The sequence below is a fragment of the Pelomonas nitida genome, assembly GCF_043555975.1.
GTDB lineage: Bacteria > Pseudomonadota > Gammaproteobacteria > Burkholderiales > Burkholderiaceae_C > Pelomonas > Pelomonas nitida.
The window spans coordinates 61,282-82,486 of sequence record NZ_JBIGIA010000013.1 but is presented as its reverse complement, the minus strand read 5'-3'; the positions used below and the strand labels follow the sequence as shown (position 1 = coordinate 82,486).

Below are 21,205 nucleotides of genomic sequence, written 5' to 3'. Positions count from 1 at the left end.
CTCCTCGGGTTGAAGAGCCTGCATGCTCGGCGCGACGCCCCCAATGCGTCCTTAAACGGGTATGAATTGCCGATGAAATCCACCGCGCCCCCGCCCCTGTCACTGAAGGCCGAAGCGCCGGACGCGCCGCTGCAGGCCGAGTACCGCTTCGGCGATTTCCTGCTGCGCCCGCAGGAGCGCCAGCTGCTGCGCTTCGGCGAGCCGCTGGCCATCACCGCCCGCGCGTTCGACGTGCTGGCACTGCTGGTGCAGCGCAACGGCCGGCTGGTGAGCAAGGACGAATTGATGCAGCGCGTGTGGGCCGGCGTCGTCGTCGAAGACAACAACATCGCCGTGCAGGTGGCGCAGCTGCGCAAGCTGGTGGGCGCGCGCGCCATCGCCAACATCGCCGGTGTGGGCTACCGCTTCACCGTGCCGCTGGCCGAGGCCGACGACGCCCGCCGCGAAGCCCCGCGCCCCGCCGGCCCCGCTGCGCCGGGCAACCTGCCGGCGCGCGTGCCGGCACTGATCGGCCGGCAGCGCGAGCTGGCCGAGCTGGCGGCGCTGCTGACTGCGCAACCGCTGGTCACGCTGTGCGGCGCCGCGGGCGTGGGCAAGACGCACCTGGCGCTGGCGGCCGCGCGCCAGCTGGCTGCGCGCTTTGTCGACGGCGTGTTCTGGGTGGAGCTGGCGCCGCTGACCGAGCCGATGCAGGTCGCTGCGCTGCTGTCGCGCGTGCTGGGCATCAAGCTCGCAGGCGACGACGCGCCGCTGGACGCCGTCGTGCGCAAGCTGAAGTCGCAGCGCATGCTCGTCGTGCTGGACAACGCCGAGCACCTGCTCGACGAGACGGCACGCATCGCGCAGGCACTGGTGCAGGAGACGGAACAGCTCACACTGCTCGTCACCAGCCAGATCCCGCTGCGCGCGGCGACGCAGCAGGTCTACCGGCTCGGCCCGCTGGCACTGCCGGCCGAGGACGCCAGCGCCGCCGAGGCGCGCGGGTGCGATGCATTGCAACTGCTGGCACAGCGAGCCGCAGGCTCCGGCAGCTCGCTGCAGTGGGACGAGCACAGCACCGCCCTGGCCGCCGGCATCTGCCGCGAGCTGGACGGCAATGCGCTGGCGATCGAGCTGGCCGCCGCTCGCCTGCCGTCGCTGGGCATCGCGGGCCTGGCGGCGCGGCTGCACCAGCGCCTGAGCCTGCTGGCGCCGCCGTCACAGGCCCAGCCGTCGCGGCACAACGCGCTGGCCGCAGCGCTGGACTGGAGCCACAGCCTGCTCAACGAGGCCGAGCAGCGCGTGTTCCGGCGGCTGTCGGTGTTCCCCGGTTCGTTCGACCTGGACTGGGCCGCCGACTGCCTGGCCGACGAGGCGATGACGAGCTGCCGCGTCGTCGAAGTCATCCTTGATCTCGTCGACCGCTCGCTCGTGAGCCTGGACCGCGCCCACGCACCGCGCTACCGACTGCTTGAAACGGGGCGGCTGTTCGCCAAGGACAAGCTGGCGCAGTCCGGCGAGGCCGAGCAGGTGCAGTTGGGCTTCATCCACGGCATGTGCCGGCTGTTCGAGGGCAGCTTCGACGAGCACTGGTGCACACCGCCGACAGCCTGGACGGCGCGCTGGGCGCCGGAGATCGACAACCTGCGCTACGCGGTGGACCTTGCGCTCGGTGCCGCGCCCGGCGCCGCCATCGCGCTCTACGCCAGCGGCTGGCCGCTGTGGCTGGCGTTGCTGCAGCACGCCGAGGCGCGCACGCGCGGCGAGCTGCTCACACAGCACGTCAATCCGCAGACCCCTGACCGCGTGGCGGCGCGGTTCTGGGAGGGCGTGAGCCGCGCCAACAGCACCGAGTACCCGCAGCATGCCCGCGCGACCGCCGAGCGCGCCGCGCACCTGTTCGAGGCGCTGGGCGACGCACGCGGCCAGTACCTGGCGTGGTCGGAGTACGCGTTCAACTGGCGCGTGGACAACCCCGACGCGCGCCGCGCGATGGCGTTGGCCAAGGCCGTGGAGGACCCACGCTGGCCGTCCAACGTGCTGTCACGCGGGCGCACCACCGAGGCCACGCTGGACCTGACCGCCGGCAACACGCGCAGCGCCCGCGCGCTGCTGCTGTCGGTGCTGGCGCTGTGCCAGCGCGACGGCGATGTGGAGGGCGTGCTGCGCGCCGGCACCAACCTGGCCGACGTCGAACGCGCGGCGGGTGACCTGGACCAGTCCGTCGCCCGCAGCGAGGCGCTGCTGCCGCTGGTGCCGAAGGACGGCTCATCGCCGGCCGAGTTCAGCGTGCTGGGCAACCTCATCGGCGCGCTGGTGGCGCAAGGCAACCTGACGCGCGCGCAGGAAATCGTCTCGGAGTGCGCCAGCCGCCAGCGCCGCATCGCCGCCGACAACCTGTGGTGCGCGCTCGACGCGCTGGCGCTGCTGCACGGCCTCGGCGGCGACTGGCGCCGCGCCGGCCAGCTGGCCGGGGCCGCCGACCGCGCCTACCGCGACCGCGGGCAGGAGAGCCGCCAGCCCAACGAGGCGGCCGACCGCGAGCGGCTGGACGCGCTGCTGGCCCGCAACGCAGACGCCGCCATGCTGGCCCGCTGGCACACCGAGGGCGAGGCAATGGACCTCATCCAGACCTGGCAGTGCGCGCTGGACGTGACCGGCCTGCGCTTCACTCCTCCCAACGAAAGCGCCAGATCGCCAGCCCCGCGAACGCTGCGCCGAAACCCAGCATGACGGCGCAGGGCAGCAGCGCCTCGGCCAGCGGCTGGCCCCGCCAGGTCATCGCGTCCAGCGCGTCCACCGCCCAACGCGTGGGCACCGCCAGCGACACCGTCTGCAGCCACTCCGGGAAGATGAACGACGGCACCCAGGCGCCACCCAGCATGACCATCAACAGCGTGGCCAGGATGGCCAGGCCGCGCGTGGCCTCGGGCGTGCGGCCCAACGACGCAACCAGCAGGCCGAAGCTGGCCGTCAGCAACGCAAAGCACACCAGCACCAGCAGCAAGCCGACCGGGCTGCCCAGCACACGCACGCCGAAGCCGACGATGGCAACGGCGTAGATGACGGCGAACACGATCAACGAGATCAGCGCGCTGGCCACCACGCGGCTGCCGAGCAGCTGCAGGCGGCTGAGCGGTGCGGCACGCAGCCGCTTCCACAGCCCCAGCCGGCGCATCAGCAACAGGCCCACGGCCATGTCGATGCCGGCCATCAGGATGAACTGCACGCCCATGCCGGCGAACGAGTGGGCGTAGCTGTTGTAGGCCACGGGCGTGGCGTTGGCGGCAGATTGCACGGCCTCGATCTCGCGCGTGGTGTAGGGCATGGACAGGCCGCCGGCCTGTGAAGCCGACGTGGCCGAGGCAGCCGCATCGGCCTGCTGCACCTTGCCGATGGCGTCGAACATCGTCGCGAACGCCTCGCGCCGCTCGGCCGGCATGCCGGTGGACTCGCGCACACGGCGTTGCATGTCGTCCATGCCTGGGGGGCTGAAGGTCGAACGGCTGACCTCCTGCATCAGCGTCTGCGCCAGCAGCCCGCGCACGACGGCCAACGCACTGGCCTGGGAGGGGTCGTAATGCAGCGCGATCTCGGGCTTGGCGCCAGAGCCGAACAGCGCGCGGCCGGCCTGCGCGCCCAGCCCCGCCGGCAGCACGGCCACGGCGCGCAGCTTGCCGGCGCGCACCTGGGCCAGCAGTTCGGGTTCACTGCCGACGGTCGTCTTCAGCGACGACTCGGCCTGCAGCGCGGCGACGACACGCTGCGACAGCGGGCTGCCGTCCTGGTCGGCCACGCCCACGGCGATGCCCACCATCGGGCTGCCGCCGCCGAAGAGACTGCCAAAGAAGGCCGCGATGAGGATGGGCGCGGCGATGCTGAACAGCACGGCGCGCCGGTTGGAGAAGTGCAGTCGGATCTCTGCACGGACAAGGGCGAGCAAGGCTTGCATGGGTCGGTCCTTCAATCGCGCAGTTGGCGACCGGTCAGGGTCAGGAACACGTCTTCGAGCGTTGCGCGCGCCGACGCCAGGCCGCGCACCTGCACGCCGCGTTCGGCCAGCGCGGCCAGCACGGGGCCGGTGTCGCGGCCGATGTCGGTCACGCGGATGTCCAGCCGCTGGCCGGTACGCGTCACACCCGGCAGCCCGGCCAGTGCGGCGTCGTCCGGCTCGCCGGCGATCTCGACATGCAGCGTCTGGGCGGCCGGCAGCCGCGCGAACAGCTCGGCCTGCGTGCCGCTCGCGACGACGCGGCCGTGGTCGACGATGACCAGCCAGTCGGCAAGCCGCTCGGCCTCTTCCATGTAGTGCGTCGTGTAGATGAGCGCCTTGCCCGCGGCCTTCAGCATCTCCAGGTTGTCGAAGATGGCGTTACGGCTCTGCGGGTCGACGCCGGCCGTCGGTTCGTCGAGCAGCAGGACCTCGGGGTCGTGCACCAGCGCGCAGGCGATGTTCAGCCGCCGCTTCATGCCGCCGGAGAAGGTGGCCGGCCTGTCGTTGGCGCGGTCGCTCAGGCCCACCATGGCCAGCACCTCGTCGGTGCGGCGCTTGAGCTGCTCAGACGCCAGGCCGTAGAGCGCGCCGAACAGCGCCACGTTCATCCGTGCGGGCAGCTCCTCGTACAGCGCGATGTCCTGCGGTACGAGGCCGATGCGGCGCTTGTAGCCGGCTTCGTCGGAGGCCAGGCTCACGCCGCCGGCCAGCGTCACGGTGCCGGCGTCGGGCGTGGTCAGGCCGCAGATCATGCCCACCGTGGTCGACTTGCCGGCGCCATTGGGCCCCAGCAGACCCAACACCTCGCCGGCCCGCAGCGCCAGGCTGACCTCCTGCACCGCCAGCCGGTCTCCGTAAGCCTTGCGTAGCCCCCGGGCCACCAACACCTCGTCGCGCGTCATGTCGCCTCCATGAACAAATCGGGGCGGATGCTAGGCGGGCACCCGCCATGGGCCGATAGGCATTCCGACGAATCGACGGCACAGCCGGCGAATGGCAGGCGAGGGGCAGGCAGCGGGACGCCGCGTGGTAAACAGGCAGCCCCGAACCCGCCAACTGCAGTCACCGCATGGACCCCAAGACCGACCTGGCGCAGTCCCGCAAGATCGCCGCACTTGTCGGCCCCACGCTGCTGGCGCTGGTGTTGGCCGAGCTGCCCTTCGTGCAGGCCGGGCTGTATGAGGGCCAGGTGCCGTCAGGGGTCTATCTGTCTGGCGCGCTGCTGTTCGTGGCGGGGCTGGCCATCGTGCGTGCGCACAACCGCTGGTCGCGCGCCTGGCCCGTGCTGGTCACGCTGACGGGCTGGTTCGCGCTCGCGCTGGGCCTGGTGCGGCTGTTCGCAGCCAGCCACTACCGCGCCGCCACGGCAGGCGCCGGCACGGCGACGCTGCTGCCGCAGGCGCTGCTGATCGGCGTCGCCATCGTCCTCACCTACCAGGGCTATCGCCGCCCGCCGCGGTGACGGCCCCCGGCGCGGCCCCGCCCCACAGCGAGACGAGCACGGCCAGCAGCTGCCCGATGACCAGCGGCTTGCCCAGATGGCCGTTCATGCCGGCGTCCATGCAGGCCGTCACGTCTTCGCCCTGCACATTGGCCGACAGCGCAAACACCGGCACGGCGGCATAGCCCGGCAGCCGGCGCAGACGCCGCGTGGTCTCGATGCCGTCGATGCCGGGCATCTGGATGTCCATCAGCACCAGGTCGAACACACGCTGCGCCGCCAGCTGCAAGGCCTGCGCGCCGTCCTCGGCCTCCGTCACCTGCAGCCCAGCGACGCTCTCGGCCAGCTGGCGGATGACGAGGCGGTTGACCTCGTTGTCCTCCACCAGCAGCACCTGTCTGCCCGCGCACAGCGCCCGAACGCGGGTTGCGTCTGCCCCCTGCGTCGGCGCCACCTCGATGGCCCGGGGCGCTGCCACGGCCAGCTGCACGGAGAACCAGAAGGTGCTGCCGGCTCCCGGCGAGCTGCGCACGCCGCAATCCCCCTGCATCGCGCGCGCCAGCTGGCGGCAGATCGACAGCCCCAGCCCCGTGCCGCCGTACAGGCGGGCGTGGCCTTGCTGAACCTGGCGAAACGGCTTGAACAGCTCGCCCTGATCCTCGGCGGCAATGCCCACGCCGGTGTCGGTCACCTCGACCTTGAGCATGACGCGCCCATCGGGCGCAGGCGCGCTGCTGACGGCCACGAGCACCTCGCCCGCATGGGTGAACTTCACCGCGTTGGACAGGTAGTTCACGAGGATCTGCTCGATGCGCCGCACATCGCCCGCCAGGCGCGCAGGCACACCGGACGCCACCTCGGTGCGCAGCTTCAGATGCTTGAGCTTGGCCTTGTCGGCCACCATGGCGACGCCGCGGTCCAGCAGCTCGCCCACGGTGAAGTCGTCGATCTCCAGGCGCAGGCCGCCGGCCTCCATCTTGGAGTAGTCGAGCACGTCGTTGACGATGCCCAGCAGCAGGTTGCAGGCCTCCTCGATGCGGCGCAGCCGGTCCATCTGCTGGCGCGTGGGCGACTCCAGTTCCAGCAGCTGGGCCATGCCGAGAATGGCATTCAGCGGCGTGCGCATCTCGTGGCTCATCTGCGCCAGGAAGGCGGTGCGCGCCTGCACCGCCAGGTCGAGCCGGTGCAGCGCATGCGGCGACATCGCCACCTCGCGGATGCAGGCAATGACGGCGGGCCGCCCGCCCAGCGGCACGGGACTGATGTCGACCTCCACCTCCACCACCGTGCCATCGGCGCGCAGGAGCGGGAAGGCGCCGGCAGCCCCCATCGCGCGGTGCGCGGGCGCCGCCATGTAGCCACGCCGCAGCATGTCGTGCCGGGCACGACGGTCCGCCGGAACCAGCTGTTCGATGGGCAGCCCGTTCAGGCGGTCCTGCGTGTAGCCCAGCAGGCGCTGGGCCGCCGGGTTCCAGCGCACCAGGCGCCCGCGCTCGTCCACGACGAGCTTGGCCACCGGGCTGACCTTGAACACCTGGTCGGCCAGCAGCCGGGCTTCCTGCACGCGGGTGATGTCGGTCGCGGTGACGACGAAACCCTGCACGACGCCGTCGACCACATGCGGGAAGTACTGCGCCAGCAGATAGCCGGTCGTGCCGTCGGGCTTCTCGATCGTGCGCTCGAAGTTCTGCTCCTGGCCACGCAGCGCGGCCTCCACGAACGGGCGGTTCTTCTCGTAGACCTCGTCGCCCAGCACCTCGCGCAGCGTGGCCCCACGCACCTGCTCGGCCGATTTGCCGAACCATTCCAGGTAATGCCGGTTGGCGAAGCGGTTGCGCTGCTGGCGGTCCCAGTAGCCCACCATGCCATTGACGCTGTCCGCCACCGTCTGCATGAAGCGGTCCCGCTCCTGCAGTGCGTCCTGCAGCAGCTGCACTTCATGGACATCCGTGTTGGAGCCGTACCACTTGACGATCCGGCCCTGCGGGTCGAGCTGCGGGATGCCCTGGGTGTCGAACCAGCGGTAGGCACCGTCCCGCCGCCGGATGCGAAAGCGCGTACGGAAGGGCTGGCCGGTGGCCACCGAGCGATTCCACGCCGTCATCAGGCCGTCGCGGTCGCTCTCATGGATCTGCGCCAGCCAGCCGGTGCCCAACTGCTGCTCGGCGGGCACGCCGGTGTAGGCCACCCACTGCGGGTTCAGGAAGTCGCACTGCCCATCGGCCGTGCAGGTCCACATCAGGTGCGGGACCGATTCGATGATGGCCTGCACCTGCGCCTGGTTGACCAGCCGCAGGGCTTGCTCGCGGTTGCGCACCTGGTCGGTCACCTCCACGTAGGTCAGCACCACGCCGTTCACGCCGCCCAGGTCGGTGCGGTAGGGCGACACGCGGCGGCGCAGGAAGCGCTCGTTCTTCAGCACCAGCTCGCAGTCGCGCGATGCGCCTTCACGCAGGCACGCGCCGATGTCGTCGAACAGCCGGCCATCCACCTCGCGGGGCAGGAAGTCGCGCAGCTCGCGCCCGATGTCCTGGGCACGCAGCGGGAACAGCTCCGTCGCGGGCGGCGTGAACAGGCGCAGCCGGCCATCGACGTCGAGGAAGATGATGGGCAGCTCCGTCGCGCGGATCAGGTTGTTCAGGTCGGCCGAGGTTTCACGCAGCTCCTGGATCTTGAACTCGTGCTCGGCGTTGACGGAATACAGCTCCTCGTTGAGTGCATGCAGTTCCTCGTTGGACGACTGCAGCTCCTCGTTGGCGGCCATCAGCTCCTCGTTGCCGGCCTGCAATTCCTCGTTGGCCGCCTCCAGGTCCTCCACGGTGCGCTGCAAGGCCTCGCGCGTGCGTTGCAACTCCTGCTCGAGCTCGGCCATGTGGGCGGCCGAGGCGTCGTCCAGCGACGTCGCGAAGCCCCCCGCCGGGGCCAGCGCCGCATTCGCCGCGGCGTCCATGCGCACGAGCCGGACCATGAAGTAGGTGCCGGGCAGCGAGCGGTCGACGATGGGGTCGACGTCCACGCGCATCGACGTGCCCTCCTCCTCCGCATCGAGCACCACGTCCGAGACCGAAGCGCTCTCCAGCTTCTGCGCGGCCTTGCGCAGCGCCATGGTGACCGCCGTGCGCAGCCCGCCGCCCAGCAGGCTGAACATGGTGCCGCCGAACCGGCCCGGCGACGCCTGCAGGTAGCGGCCTGCGTCACCGAACACATAGACCAGCTCGTCATGCTGGTTGACGAGAAAGCCCGCCGGCACGTAGCGCTGCGCCAGCACCTCCTGCAGCCGGTAGCTCGCGCGGTTGTCGAGCGCGGCGCTGGCCGACGGCCGCAGCGGCGGCGGCACGCCGAACAACGGCCGCGAGCTGATGGGCAGGCGCACGCCGGGCCGCTTGCGATAGATGTGCGCACTTTCATCCAGCGGCGTGAAGGCCTCGGACTGCTCGCCCGGCATCTCGCTCTGGCCCAGGAACAGCAGCCCTCCGGCATGCAGCGCCGCATGGAAGGACGACAGCATCAGCGCCTGCGCCGGCGGCTTCATGTAGATCATGAGGTTGCGGCAGGTGACCAGGTCGATGCGCTGGAACGGCGCATCGCGCAACACGTTGTGCGCGGAGAACACGACCGCCCGCCGCAGATGGTCGGCCACCTTGTACATGCCCGATGCCTGGGGCACGAAATACTTGTGGCGCAGTCGCTCCGGCACGCCGCCGAGCGCCTCCTCGGGATACAGGCCGATGGAGGCCTTCTGCACCGAGGCGGCATGCAGGTCGGTGGCCAGGATACGCACGCGCGGCGCCACATGGCGACGGTCGAAGGCCTCGATGGCCAGGATGGCCACCGAATAGGCTTCCTCGCCAGTCGAGCAGGCACAGCACCAGAAACGCAATTGCTCCCGCTCGCCCAGCGCGTCGACGAGCGGCTCGATGGCCTTGTCGCGCAGCGCATCGAAGGCCGCCTCGTCGCGGAAGAACCCGGTCACGCCGATCAGCAGATCGCTGAGCAGACGGTCCATCTCGGCGGGGTTGTTCACCACGCGCTCGGCCAGTTCCTGCGGCGACTGCGGCTGGCCGCCGACCGACAGCCAGCGCTCCAGCCGCCGCATGATGGTGCCGGCCTTGTAGTGGCCGAAGTCCACACCGAAGGCATCCTGCAGCACCTTCATCACCGGACCGTAAGGGCCGGAGGTGAGTGCGTCACCGTCGACGGACTCGCTCGTGAACTGCCGCCCACTTTGCGGGTCTTCCACCCAGCGGGCCAACGCGCGCCCCATCTCGGACGGCAGCGCGACGATGTCCGCGCAGTCGGCGTCGATGACGGCGCGCGGCATCGAGTCGAAGCGCGCCGACGTGGGCACCTGGGCCAGCACCAGCCCGCCCGCTGCGCGCAGCGCCTTGGCGCCGGAGGCCCCGTCCTGCCCGGTTCCCGACAACACGATGACCGCCGCCTGCACGCCCAGCGGCACCAGCGACTCGAACAGCAGGTTGATGGGCTGGTACAGCTCGCCGTTCGCGGCCCGCGGATGGGTCAGCAACCGGCCATCGCGCACCGCCAGTGAAATGCCCGGCGCCAGCACATAGACCGTGTTCGGCGCCATGACCAGGTCGTGGTCCGCCGAGACCACCGGCATCGACGTCGCCCGGCCCAGCAGTTCGGGCATCAGGCTCTTGAAGTCAGGCGACAGATGCTGAACCACGACGAAGGCCACGCCGAGGTTCTGCGGTATCTGGGAGAACAGCTGCTGCAGCGCCTCCAGCCCACCGGCCGATGCGCCCACCCCGACGACACGGAGGGGCGCGATGCGCTGCTCGGCCTCGTCGGCGGGGGCGGACGCCGACCCGTCTTCGCTGCCGGCGGGCGCCGTCTCACCCGCGCCCGACATGTCCAGGGACTCCATCGACATAAGGTTCCTCCACCTGATGTCGCCATCCGCGGTGCCCCGGCCGGATGCATGGCATCTGCGGGGCACGCCGACCCTCTCTTGCGGAGGCTTGGGATGCCGAACCGCAAGATGCTACCCAAGATGGCGCCGACGGCAACGTCCACCGCGCAACAGGCGGCCAAACGGCCCGCCCGGCGCAGGGTTTGGCCGGTTTCACGCGCGATTCCCGCGCGCCAACGCTTGGCCGGCCAGCGGCAGCAGCAATACTCACACCATGAAAGCACGCATTGGCATCATCGGAACCGGCTGGGTTGGCACCAGCGTCGCGTTTTCCACCCTGCAGGCCGGCCACGCCGGCGAACTCTGGCTGTACGACCAGCGCAGTGCCGTCGCCGAGGGCGAGGCCATGGACCTGGCCGACGGCGCGGCCTTCTACCCACGCTGCCGCGTGCAGGCCGTGCCGCTGGAGAAGATGCGCGAGGCCGACATCGTCGTGCTGGCGGCCGGGCGCAACGGCCGGCCCGACGAAACCCGGCTGGCGCTGCTGCGCGACAACGCCCGCATCGCCGCCGGCCTGGGCCGCGCGCTGCAGGGGTTCGGCGGCATCCTGATCGTCGTGACCAACCCGGTGGACGTGTTGACGCGCGTCGTGCAGGCGGCCAGCGGGCTGCCGCTGGAGCGGGTCATCGGCACCGGCACGCTGCTGGACACGGCCCGGCTGCGCGAGCGGCTGGCCGTGCGGCTGGGCGTGGCGCCGCAGTCGGTGCATGCCCAGGTGGTGGGCGAGCATGGCGACTCGTCGGTGCCGCTGTGGGCCGGCGCGCGCGTGGGCGGCGTCGCGCTGCGCGACTGGCCGGGCTGGCAGGCCGGCGAGGAGGCGACGATGGCCCAGGCCGTGCGCCGCGCGGCCTACGAAGTCATCCAGCGCAAGGGCGCCACCAACCACGCCATCGGCCTGGTGACGGCCAAGCTGATCGGCTGCATCGTCAACGACGAACGCCAGCTGCTGCCCGTGAGCCGCGTGCAGGACAACGGCGTGGCGCTGTCGCTGCCGGCGCTGGTGGGCGCGAGCGGCGCGCACCAGATCACGGCGCCGGCCATGGACCGGGCCGAGCGCGAGGCGCTGGTCGCGTCCAGCGAGCTGCTGGACCGCGCGTTCCGATCGCTGAGCGAGTGAGTGAGTGAGCGGCGCGTGATCAACGCGTCCGGAAGCGCCCCACCAGCTCGTTGAGGCGCCCGGCCTGCGACTTCAGGCTCTCGGCCGCCGCCGCGCCCTGCTCCACCAGCGCGGCGTTCTGCTGCATGGCCTGGTCCAGCCGGTCCACCGAATCGGCGATGTCGCGCAGGCCCGAGCTCTGCGTGCGCGCGAGCTCCGTCGCATCCTTGATCAGGTGGGCGACGCGCTCCACGCTCGCCACGACGCCCTGCATCTGCGCGCCGGCATCGTTGACGAGCCGGGAGCCGGCATCGACCTGCTCCACGCTGGCGCCGATCAGCGACTTGATCTCCTTGGCCGCCTCGGCGCTGCGCTGCGCGAGCTGGCGCACCTCGGCCGCCACCACCGCAAAACCGCGGCCTTGCTCGCCCGCCCGCGCGGCCTCCACGGCGGCGTTCAGCGCCAGGATGTTGGTCTGGAACGCGATGCCGTCGATGACGCCGATGATGTCGGCGATCTTGCGGCTGCTCTGGCTGACGCCGTTCATCGCCTCCACGGCGTTCAGCACCACGCCGCCGCTCTGGCGCGCCTGGTCCGACGTGCTCTGCGCCAGCGTGCTGGCCTCGCCCATGGCCTCGCTGCTGTGGCGCGCGGCCTCGGTCATCTGGCGCAGCGAGCTGGCGGCCTGCTGCAGGTCCGCGCTGCCCTGCTCGGTGCGCTGCGACAGGTCCAGGTTGCCGGCCGCGATCTCCGAGGCCGCCGTGTTGACCTGGTCGGCACCGTCGCGCAGCGTGCCCATCATGCTGCGCAGCGTGTCCTGCAGCTTCACCAGCGCCAGCATGCCGGCGCGCGCGCTCGAGTTGCCGCGCAGCGGGATGTCCTCGCGCAGGTCGCCGTCGCTCATGCGGTGGGCGCCGCTGAGCAAGTCCTTCAGGAACACCCCGACGCTCTTGGCGCCGTCCAGGTAGACGAAAGCGATCGCCCCGCCCAGCGCCAGGCTGCCGCCGATCAACCAGCCGGCCGACATGCCGTACAGCACGCCGGCGATGACATAGACCTGCAGCGCGATGGACAGCCCCAGATAGAGGGCCAGGCGCTGGGCGATGGAGAGATTGGCAAACATCGGGGCGGTCTCCTTGGCAGTTGCCCGGCCAATTTAGCGCGGCACCCGCTGCTGCGGCGAGAAGGGTTTCACGCAAACGCCCCTGGCGGATCGCATCGTCTCTTCTCGCTTTCCCGCATCAGGCCGCCGGCCCGCGCGGCGCCGCGCCGCGCCTGATGGTCAGCCCGCCCCGAGCGCCCGGCCGATCAGGATCTTCTGTACTTCGCTCGTGCCCTCGTAGATCTGGCACACCCGCACGTCGCGGTAGATGCGCTCGACGGGGAAGTCGGCGAGGTAGCCGTAGCCGCCGTGGATCTGGATGGCGTCGGAACAGACGCGCTCGGCCATCTCGCTGGCGAACAGCTTGGCCATGGCCGCCTCCTTCAGGCAAGGCTTGCCGGCGTCCTTGAGCGACGCGGCATGCCAGATCAGCTGGCGCGCGGCCTCGAGGCGCGTCGCCATGTCGGCCAGTTTGAACTGCACGGCCTGGTGCTCGAAGATGGGCTGGCCGAAGGTGACGCGGTCACGGCTGTAGCGCAGCGCCGCCTCGAAAGCCGCGCGGGCCATGCCCACGCTCTGCGACGCGATGCCGATGCGCCCGCCCTCCAGGCCCGACAGCGCGATCTTCAACCCCTGGCCCTCATCGCCGAGGCGGTTGGCCACCGGCACGCGGCAGTTCTCGAACAGGATCTGCGCCGTGTCGCTGCTGTGCTGGCCCATCTTCTCCTCGATGCGCGCAACGGTGTAGCCAGGTGTCGAGGTCGGCACGAGGAAGGCGCTGATGCCTTTCTTTCCTGCGGCCTTGTCGGTGACGGCCATGACGATGGCGACGTCGCCATGCTTGCCGCTGGTGATGAACTGCTTGACGCCGTTGAGCACGTAGTCATCACCATCGCGGACGGCCGTCGTCTTGAGGCCGCCGGCCTCGGAGCCCACATGCGGCTCGGTCAGGCAGAAGGCGCCCAGCATGTCGCCGCGCGCCAGCGGCTTCAGAAAGCGTTCCTTCTGGTCGGCGTTGCCGAAGCCCATCAGGATGGAACAGACCGGGCAGTTGTTGACGCTGACCACCGTGCTCGTGCCGCCGTCGCCGGCCGCGATCTCCTCCAGGATGACGGCCAGCGCCAGGTAGTCCAGCCCGGCGCCGTCCCACTCGGTGGGCACGGCGACGCCATAGCAGCCCAGGGCGGCGAGGCCCTTCAGCTGCTCGGCGGGAAAGTGGTGGCTCTTGTCCCACGCAGCGGCGTGGGGGGCGATCTCGGCCTGCACATAGGCGCGGATGGCGTCCTGCACGGCGAGGTGGTCTTCGTCCAGAAGCATGGGTGGCGCTTTCCGACTGCGTTGGGGTGGCCGCATTGTGGCGGCGCACCTCCACCGCCAATTCACCCTGTTTTCCCGGCGTTGCCGTAGAAGCAGGGGCGACGTTGAATCACCAGCGCCGCGCTGGCGCGCATCGGCACGCCGCCGACAGGACCGGCCTGGGCACGGTCAGTTCGGCCCCACCCGTGGTTTGCCCTTTCCGGACCTCTTCATGCCTGCTGCCACATCGTTTCGCTCGCTGTTCGCCATGCTCTGCCTTGCCACGGCGGCGACGCTGGCCACCGGCCAATCGCCGCCGGTCGTCAAGCCGGTGCTGCCGCCGGAGATCGCCCAGCCCCGCTTCGTCGTGCCGGACGCGAGCCAGCCACTGGTGCTGCAGCGGGTGAACGTGCAGGCCCAGCTGGCCGGCACGCAGGCGCAGACGAGTGTCGAGATCGTCGTGCACAACCCCAACGCGCGCGTGCTGGAAGCGACGCTGGAGTTCCCGCTCGCCGAGGGCCAGGGCGTGGCCGGTTTCGCGCTGGACATCAACGGCGAGCTGGTCAGCGCCGTGCCGGTGCCCAAGGACAAGGGCCGCCAGGTCTTCGACGACGTGACCCGCCAGCGCGTGGACCCCGCGCTGCTGGAGCGCACCGCCGGCAACAGCTTCAAGCTGCGCATCTACCCGCTGCCTCCCCAGGGCGAGCGCCGCGTGCTGCTGCAGCTGACCGAGACACTGCATGCCGACACCAAGGGCCCCTGGCGCTGGCGGCTGCCGCTGGACTTCGGCCAGCCCATCGCGCGCTTCGACGGCCGCATCGCGCTGCGCGGCGCCACGGCCAAGCTGCTGCCGCAGGGCGCTCTGGCCGGCGCCGAGAGCTTTGCCAATGCCGACGAGGCCGGCCTGCAGATCCAGCGCCAGAACTGGCAGCCGCGCGAGGCGCTGGCGGTCAGCTGGCAGGCCACCCCCGCAGACAGCACGCTGGTCCAGCCCTACGCCGGCAGCGCCTACGGCTACGCCGAACTGGCGGTGGACGCCACCCGTGGCGCCGCAAAACCGCCACGCGAGCTCCACCTCGTCTGGGACGCCTCCGGCTCCGGCGCGCAGCGCGACCACGCCCGCGAGTTCGCGCTGCTGGATGCGCTGTTCGCTGCCGCCCGCGACGTGCGCGTCAACCTCACCGTCGCGCGCGACGCGGCCGAGCCGGCCGCTGCCTTCGACGTGAAGGCCGGCGACTGGCGCGTACTGCGCAACAAGCTGGAGACGCTGGCCTACGACGGCGCCACCAGCGCCGCCGCCTGGAGCGCCGGCTTCGGCCCGGCACGCGACGGCGCCGTGACGCTGCTGTTCAGCGACGGCCTGGTCAACTGGCCCGCCATCACCGCCACGCCGGCCGGCCCGCTGGCCCCGGTGTTCGCCGTGACGGCTGCCGCCCGCATCGACGCGCCCCGCCTGCGCCGCCTGGCCGAAAGCCAGGGCGGCCGCCTCGTCGACCTGAACCGGCTGGATACCCTCACCGCGCTGGACGCGCTCATCCGCCCGGCGCTGCGGCTGGCCGACGTGCGCGCCGACGGCGCCGAGCAGGTCGTCACCGCGTCGCAGCGGCCCGAGGACGGCCGCCTCTTGATCGCCGCACGGCTGACCGCACCCCAGGCCACGCTGCAACTGACGCTGGTGGACGCACAAGGCCGCCGCGTGCCGCGCACGCTGACCTTCAAGACCCCGCCCGCCGCCAAGACGACCGACGACGACGCCGCCGTGCCGCTGGCCGCACGCCGCTGGGCCGAGCTGCGCAGCGCCGAGCTGGAAGCGGACCGGCCACGCCACCGCGCCGAGATCCGCCGCCTGGGCGAGCAGTTCCGCCTCGTCGGCCCCGAGACCTCGCTGATCGTGCTGGACAACCTGGCCGACTATGTGCGCCACGAGATCGTGCCGCCCACCGCCGCAATGCGCGCGGCCTACCAGCAGCAGGCCCGCCTGCGCGACGCCGAGCGCGGCCAGGCCCGCGAGCGCCAGCTCGACAGCCTGGTGCGCCGCTTCGCCGAGCGCCAGGCCTGGTGGGAGCGCGAGTTCCCGAAGGATGCACCGCCGCCGCCCAAGCCGGTGGCGATCGAGTCCGCAGACGTCGGCCGCCTGCGCGACGCGCGCGTGGCCGAGTCGATGCAGCGCGTGGCGCCCGTGTCGGCACCGGCGATGGCCGCTCCGCCACCCCCGCCCGAGCTGATGATTGCGGCGCCCGCGCCCGTGGCGGAGTCGGTGTCGGTGTCGGTCACCGGCACCCGCGCCAGCGCGAAGCGCAGCGACACCGCGCCCGCCCCGTCCGCCACCATCGCTCTGCGCCGCTGGGAACCCGACGCCGCCTACGCCCGCCGCCTGCGCGAGGCCAGCGACGCCGACCGCTACGCCGTCTACCTGGACGAGCGCGCCGGCTACACCAACAGCACCGCCTTCTTCATCGACGCGGCCGAGATCTTCTTCACCAAGGGCCAGCAGGCGCTGGCGCTGCGCGTGCTGTCCAACCTCGCCGAGATGGAGCTGGAGAACCGCCACATCCTGCGCATCCTGGCCTACCGGCTGACGCAGGCCGACGAGCTCAAGCTGGCCATCCCGCTGCTGGAGCGCGTGCGCGAGCTGGCGCCCGACGAGCCGCAGTCGCACCGCGACCTGGCGCTGGCCCTCGCCCAGGCCGGCCAGCCCCAGCGCGCCGTGGAGCTGCTGTGGGACGTGGCCGCCCGGCCCTGGGATGGCCGCTTCGCCGAGATCGACCTGATCGCGCTGACCGAGCTGAACGCCATCGCCGCGCGCACGTCCGCCGTGGACCTGGGCCGCGTGGACCCGCGCCTGCGCCGCAACCTGCCGCTGGACCTGCGCGCCGTGCTGGCCTGGGACGCCGACAACACCGACATCGACCTCTGGGTGACCGACCCCGACGGCGAGAAGGCCTACTACGGCCACCGGCTGACGCGCCAGGGCGGCGCGATGTCGCGCGACTTCACGGGCGGCTACGGCCCGGAGGAGTTCTCGCTGCGCCAGGCCAAGCCCGGCCGCTACGAGGTGCGCGCGCAGTTCTTCGGCCACCGCCAGCAGCTGGTGTCGCCCTACACGACGCTGATGCTGTGGCTGGCCACCGGCTACGGCACGCCCGGCCAGAAGGACGAACGCGTCGTGCTGCGGCTGTCGGGGCGCGGCGAGCAGGTGCTGGTGGGCACCTTCGACGTCGCGCCGCCGGCCGGCGGGGGCGGCAGGTAGCGCCAGCCGGCGCCGACGTCAGAGCAGCGGCACGCGCACGGTCGCGGCCGCTTCGCCAGGATCCAGCGCAGCGCGACAGGCGGAGAACCTGGCTGCCCCGCCCTCGTGACTGAGCCTGACGCCGGCCGGTACGGCCTCCCCGACAACCTGCGCGCGCAAGGTCTGACGCAACAGCTCCAGATCGAGTTGGCGCGCGGCGTAGATGCCCCAGCGGCTTCCCGGCAAGTCGAGCAACATGCGGCCAAACGTGTTGCGCCATGCTGGCCAGGAAGGCCCGGCTTCACGCCAGGCTGACTGCAACAGCAGCTCGCAGGACGCCGGGCCCTGGGCAGGCATGGCGTCCAGCCGGGCGATCCAGCGGGCATCGTTGGACTGAATGCTGAGTTCGGGCAGCAAGCCCAGCCGTGCTCGGCACCACAAGCGCTCGGCTGAGATGCGCTCCGCCGATTCGTCGACTGCGGCGCAGCCGCGCTCGGCATCCAACAGGTCCGTCATCATCTCGCGAAAGAACCGCGCCTCGTACGGCACCCAGGCGCGCGGACTGAGTGCGTGTGCCGGCAAGGGCTCGAACAGGGGCAGCAAGCTCGCACGGTCGGCACCGGGCGTGCTGGCAACCCAGTTCGCCGCCAGCAGCCAATGGTTCTGCAGCATCGACACGCCGATCATTGTCCCGATGAGGCTGCGCGACCCCGCGAGCTGCAGCCTGGCGAGGCGGTTGGCCCGCTCCAGTTCAACCCAAGCCTCACGAGGGCTCGCCGCCAGCGCCGCGCGCACGCCAAACCAGCGCAGGCAGCTCGTGATGCCGGCAAAACGTGGCCAGGGCAACTGCACATACGGCGCAGCGGCCAGCGCACCGCTGGCTGGCCGCTCCGGCAACACTTCCTCGTAGCTCTCAGCCTGGGCGATCACATCGCACCGCTGCCCGAGACCTCGGCTGGCGGCAAGCATCTCGACCATGCGAGCACGCTGGTTGCGCCAGGCCTCGACGCAATTGTTCTCGGCCGACTTGCAATGCCACAGCGGGTCTTTGGGCCACGACAGCTCCCCAGGGCGCGCGTGGGCATCAGGCTGGAGGCTGGCCACGCCCCAAGCATTGGCGTCCTCGCCCAGCGGCGCCGCCATGCCCTGCATGTCGTAGAAGGCATTGCGCGACGGCGGCAAGGTGACCGGCCGCGACTTCAAGGCCTCTGGCACGGGCTGTGGCTGCACATCGGCCCACCGCCCATTGCAGGCGACCCACGCCACAGGAAGCGACACAGCAAGGGCCAGCACGACCCATAACAACCTTTTCAACGCTCGTCGCATCGCACCGATCTCCCTGTCGGTGCAGCATAGGGCTTCACAGGCGCCACAGCTTCCCCCGCCGCCGACCGCTCGGCATACTCGGGCGTGGTGAGCACCGCGCCTGCATCCACCTCGGCCGCCGCCCTGCCGCGCAGCGCGCGGCGCGTGGCGTGGCTGCTGCTTGCGATGGCGGCCGTGCTGGCCGCGCTGGGGCTGTTCGCCGTGACGGCGCTGTCCGCCGGGCGCGCGTACGTGACGGGCGAAAGCCATTGGTCGCGGGCTCAGAAGAGCGCCACGCTGGCGCTGCTGGGCTATCTGCAGACGGGCGACGAGGGCCTGTTCCAGCGCTACGAGCAGGAGATCGCCGTGCCGTTGAATGCGCGCCGCGCCCGCGAGGCGATGGACCGCGGCAGCGCGCATGACGACGAGGCCCGTGACGGCTTCGTCGGCTCACGCAACCCGGCCGCCGACGCGCCCGGCATGATCCGGCTCTACCGTTGCTGCAGCACGCTGCCCCAGCTGTCCGACGCGGTGGAGAGCTGGCGCACCGCCGATGACGCGATTGCCGAGCTGATCCGGCTGGCCGAAGAGGCCCGGCAGCAGCCCGCCGAAGCGCGGGCGGCGCTGCAGCCGCGCCTGCTGGCGCTGGACGCGCGCCTGACCGTGCTGGAGGAGCATTTCGCAGCCAACCTGGGCCGGGCGTCGCGCCTCACGGCTGCGGCGCTGGAGACCATGCTGATCGCCAGCGCGCTGTTGTTCGGCCCGGCCGCCGTGTTCCTGATGGTGAGACGCGCACGCAAGGACCTGGCCGCCACGCAGGCCGTGCAGCGCAGCGAGGCGCTGTTTCGCTCGCTGTGGGACACCAGCATCGACGGCACGCTCATCATCGACACCGACAGCCGCATCCGCCTCGCCAACCCGGCCTTGCACGCGCTGCTGGGGCACGCGCCCGGCAGCCTGGCGGGCCAGCCGCTGGCGGTGCTGCAGCCCGAGAGCCTGCGCGCGGCGCATGACGCCGGCCTGGCCCGCCACCTGGCGACCGGCGAACGGCACCTGAACTGGCGCGGCACCGAGGCCGTCGCGCGCCACACCGACGGGCGCGAGCTGCCGGTGGAGATCCGCTTCGCGCGCTTCGAGCTGGACGGCGAGACACTGTTCGTCGGCTTTCTGCACGACCTCTCCGAGCGCAAGGCCGCCGAGCGCGCCGCGGCCGAACACCGCCGCCTGCAGGCCCAGGACCGCGCCAAGTCCGAGTTCCTCGCCCGCATGAGCCACGAGCTGCGCACGCCGCTGAACGCCATCCTCGGCTTCACCGATCTGCTGGGCAGTGGCCGCAGCGGCCCCGTCACGCCGGAGCAGACCCGCCAGCTCGGCTATGTCGGCAGCGCAGGCCGGCACCTGCTGGCGCTGATCAACGACCTGCTGGACCTGTCGCGCATCGAGGCGGGCCGCGCCGAGCTGAGCATCGCGCCGCTGGACATGGCCGAGCTGGCGGGAGAGGTGGCCCACCAGCTGCGGCCGCTGGCCGAGCAGCGCGGCCTGGCGCTGGTCGTGGACATGCCGACGCCGCTGCCCTGGCCGGGGGACCGCCGCAAGCTGGCGCAGGTGCTGCTGAACCTGGTCGGCAACGCCATCAAGTTCAGCGATCGGGGCGACATCGAGATCACCGCATGGCGCGACGGCGATCGCCTCGTCATGGCGGTGCGCGACCACGGCCCGGGCGTGCCCGAGGCCCAGCGTGGCCTGCTGTTCCAGCCCTTCAGGCAGCTGGACAACGGGCTGGCCGACGGCCAGCAGGGCACGGGGCTGGGCCTGTACCTCAGCGCACAGCTGCTGCGCCTGATGAACGGGCGCATCCGCCATGAAACGCCAACCGAGGGCGGCGGCTCCCGCTTCGTCGTCGAGCTGGACGCACCGCCATGACCGCGCGTGTGCTGCTCGTGGAGGACAACGAGGTCAACGCCTATCTCGCCCGCTTCGTGCTGGAGCAGGCGGGCTTCGACGTCGAATGGGTGACGGACGGCCTGCAGGCGCTGGCCGCTGCGGCCCGGCAACGGCCGGACATCATCCTGATGGACCTGCGCATGCCCGTGCTCGACGGCTACGAGGCCACGCGCCGGCTCAAGGCCGACCCGGCACTGCGCGACGTGCCCGTGCTGGCCCTGAGCGCCCAGGCGCGGCCGGAGGACAAGGCCCGCTCACGTGCGGCCGGCTGCGCGGACCACCTGGACAAGCCCATCGACGTGGCCCGGCTGGCCGACCAGGTGCGGGCCTGGCTGGCGTGAGACCGCAGCGCTCAGCCGCGCCCGCCCCGGACCAGCAGCGTGCCGCGCCCGATGACGCAGGGATGCGCATGGCGCACGGTGGCCCGGCCATCGGCATGGAACAGCCAGCCGCCCAGCGAGGCGCTCCACTCGACGCTGGACACCTGCCAGTGCAGCACCAGCTCCTGCTCGGCGAACACGGGCGCCTTGAACGCGAAGTTGAAGTTCAGGCACAGCAGCTCGCGGGTCTGCCCGTCGTCGCTGCGCGAGAAGTGGCTGGCCACCAGACCGATCATCTGCGCGGTCGTCTGCTGACCGCTGGCGATGATTTCGCCGTGCCGGGCGCGCTGGGCTGCCTGCACATCGTGGTGCAGCGGGTTGGTGTCGCCCGTCAGCCGAGCGAAGGTGGCGATTTCCTCGCGCGTGAAGCGCACGCTGCGCTCACAGGTCTCGCCCGCCTGCACCAACACCGGCGATTCGGTCTCGACAACGGGGGTGTTCATAAGGCGTTCTCCCGGAGGGCTGATGGATCAGAGCATCGCAAACATTGCGGCGGCGCCCAGCAC

General features: G+C 71.4%; 13 protein-coding genes. 6 read left to right on the top strand and 7 right to left on the bottom strand.

The window, feature by feature from the left end; all coding sequences use genetic code 11:
- Positions 1–72: 72 nt before the first annotated feature.
- Positions 73–2,712 (top strand): ATP-binding protein, encoded by a 2,640-nt coding sequence (locus tag ACG00X_RS16960; protein WP_394489588.1) that lies wholly within the window; start codon positions 73–75, stop codon positions 2,710–2,712.
- On the opposite strand, the gene ACG00X_RS16955 is transcribed toward ACG00X_RS16960, so the two are convergent.
- Positions 2,648–3,931: an ABC transporter permease gene (locus tag ACG00X_RS16955; protein ID WP_394489586.1), complete on the bottom strand. Its 1,284-nt coding sequence runs from the start codon at positions 3,929–3,931 to the stop codon at positions 2,648–2,650. The two genes, ACG00X_RS16960 and ACG00X_RS16955, sit on opposite strands and share 65 nt — an antisense overlap.
- Positions 3,932–3,942: 11 nt before the next feature.
- On the bottom strand, positions 3,943–4,875 hold the full coding sequence (locus ACG00X_RS16950) for an ABC transporter ATP-binding protein (protein WP_394489584.1): 933 nt from the start codon (positions 4,873–4,875) through the stop codon (positions 3,943–3,945).
- A 167-nt stretch (positions 4,876–5,042) separates the two neighbouring features.
- On the opposite strand from ACG00X_RS16950, the gene ACG00X_RS16945 reads away from it, so the two are divergent.
- Positions 5,043–5,435 carry a hypothetical protein gene (locus tag ACG00X_RS16945; RefSeq protein ID WP_394489582.1) on the top strand — a complete coding sequence of 131 codons (393 nt, stop codon included), beginning with the start codon at positions 5,043–5,045 and terminating at the stop codon, positions 5,433–5,435.
- Here ACG00X_RS16945 and ACG00X_RS16940 read toward each other — a convergent pair.
- Complete coding sequence (locus ACG00X_RS16940) at positions 5,401–10,308, bottom strand: CheR family methyltransferase (RefSeq protein ID WP_394489580.1); 4,908 nt, start codon at positions 10,306–10,308, stop codon at positions 5,401–5,403. The two genes, ACG00X_RS16945 and ACG00X_RS16940, sit on opposite strands and share 35 nt — an antisense overlap.
- Positions 10,309–10,561: 253 nt before the next feature.
- Here ACG00X_RS16940 and ACG00X_RS16935 point away from each other — a divergent pair, with 253 nt between their 5' ends.
- Positions 10,562–11,464 carry a lactate/malate family dehydrogenase gene (locus ACG00X_RS16935; protein WP_394489578.1) on the top strand — a complete coding sequence of 301 codons (903 nt, stop codon included), beginning with the start codon at positions 10,562–10,564 and terminating at the stop codon, positions 11,462–11,464.
- Positions 11,465–11,483: 19 nt separating this feature from the next.
- On the opposite strand, the gene ACG00X_RS16930 is transcribed toward ACG00X_RS16935, so the two are convergent.
- Together ACG00X_RS16930 and ACG00X_RS16925 are read right to left on the bottom strand one after the other, a co-directional pair.
- Entirely contained in the window at positions 11,484–12,566 is a 1,083-nt protein-coding gene (locus ACG00X_RS16930) for a methyl-accepting chemotaxis protein (protein ID WP_394489576.1), read from the bottom strand.
- A gap of 159 nt (positions 12,567–12,725) precedes the next feature.
- The gene (locus tag ACG00X_RS16925) at positions 12,726–13,862 is read right to left on the bottom strand and encodes an acyl-CoA dehydrogenase family protein (RefSeq protein WP_394489574.1); all 1,137 of its coding nucleotides are present in this window, start codon (positions 13,860–13,862) and stop codon (positions 12,726–12,728) included.
- A 211-nt stretch (positions 13,863–14,073) separates the two neighbouring features.
- Between ACG00X_RS16925 and ACG00X_RS16920 the strand changes: the two genes are divergently transcribed.
- Complete coding sequence (locus ACG00X_RS16920; protein ID WP_394489572.1) at positions 14,074–17,091, top strand: VIT domain-containing protein; 3,018 nt, start codon at positions 14,074–14,076, stop codon at positions 17,089–17,091.
- A gap of 18 nt (positions 17,092–17,109) precedes the next feature.
- Here ACG00X_RS16920 and ACG00X_RS16915 read toward each other — a convergent pair whose 3' ends face one another.
- Positions 17,110–18,252, bottom strand: coding sequence for a hypothetical protein (locus ACG00X_RS16915; protein ID WP_394489570.1), 1,143 nt, complete (start codon positions 18,250–18,252; stop codon positions 17,110–17,112).
- A gap of 231 nt (positions 18,253–18,483) precedes the next feature.
- Here ACG00X_RS16915 and ACG00X_RS16910 point away from each other — a divergent pair, with 231 nt between their 5' ends.
- Entirely contained in the window at positions 18,484–20,298 is a 1,815-nt protein-coding gene (locus ACG00X_RS16910) for a sensor histidine kinase (RefSeq protein ID WP_394489568.1), read from the top strand.
- On the top strand, positions 20,295–20,660 hold the full coding sequence (locus ACG00X_RS16905) for a response regulator (protein ID WP_394489566.1): 366 nt from the start codon (positions 20,295–20,297) through the stop codon (positions 20,658–20,660). The genes ACG00X_RS16910 and ACG00X_RS16905 overlap by 4 nt, the downstream gene beginning before the upstream one ends.
- Positions 20,661–20,671: 11 nt before the next feature.
- Here ACG00X_RS16905 and ACG00X_RS16900 read toward each other — a convergent pair whose 3' ends face one another.
- Complete coding sequence (locus ACG00X_RS16900) at positions 20,672–21,142, bottom strand: MaoC family dehydratase (protein WP_394489564.1); 471 nt, start codon at positions 21,140–21,142, stop codon at positions 20,672–20,674.
- Positions 21,143–21,205 lie beyond the last annotated feature (63 nt).

Coding starts and splice junctions, on each gene's coding strand:
- ACG00X_RS16930 (WP_394489576.1), bottom strand. CDS start 12,566: ATGTTTGCCAATCTCTCCATCGCCCAGCGCCTGGCCCTCTATCTGGGG.
- ACG00X_RS16925 (WP_394489574.1), bottom strand. CDS start 13,862: ATGCTTCTGGACGAAGACCACCTCGCCGTGCAGGACGCCATCCGCGCC.
- ACG00X_RS16945 (WP_394489582.1), top strand. CDS start 5,043: ATGGACCCCAAGACCGACCTGGCGCAGTCCCGCAAGATCGCCGCACTT.
- ACG00X_RS16960 (WP_394489588.1), top strand. CDS start 73: ATGAAATCCACCGCGCCCCCGCCCCTGTCACTGAAGGCCGAAGCGCCG.
- ACG00X_RS16935 (WP_394489578.1), top strand. CDS start 10,562: ATGAAAGCACGCATTGGCATCATCGGAACCGGCTGGGTTGGCACCAGC.
- ACG00X_RS16920 (WP_394489572.1), top strand. CDS start 14,074: ATGCCTGCTGCCACATCGTTTCGCTCGCTGTTCGCCATGCTCTGCCTT.
- ACG00X_RS16905 (WP_394489566.1), top strand. CDS start 20,295: ATGACCGCGCGTGTGCTGCTCGTGGAGGACAACGAGGTCAACGCCTAT.
- ACG00X_RS16955 (WP_394489586.1), bottom strand. CDS start 3,931: ATGCAAGCCTTGCTCGCCCTTGTCCGTGCAGAGATCCGACTGCACTTC.
- ACG00X_RS16950 (WP_394489584.1), bottom strand. CDS start 4,875: ATGACGCGCGACGAGGTGTTGGTGGCCCGGGGGCTACGCAAGGCTTAC.
- ACG00X_RS16940 (WP_394489580.1), bottom strand. CDS start 10,308: ATGTCGATGGAGTCCCTGGACATGTCGGGCGCGGGTGAGACGGCGCCC.
- ACG00X_RS16900 (WP_394489564.1), bottom strand. CDS start 21,142: ATGAACACCCCCGTTGTCGAGACCGAATCGCCGGTGTTGGTGCAGGCG.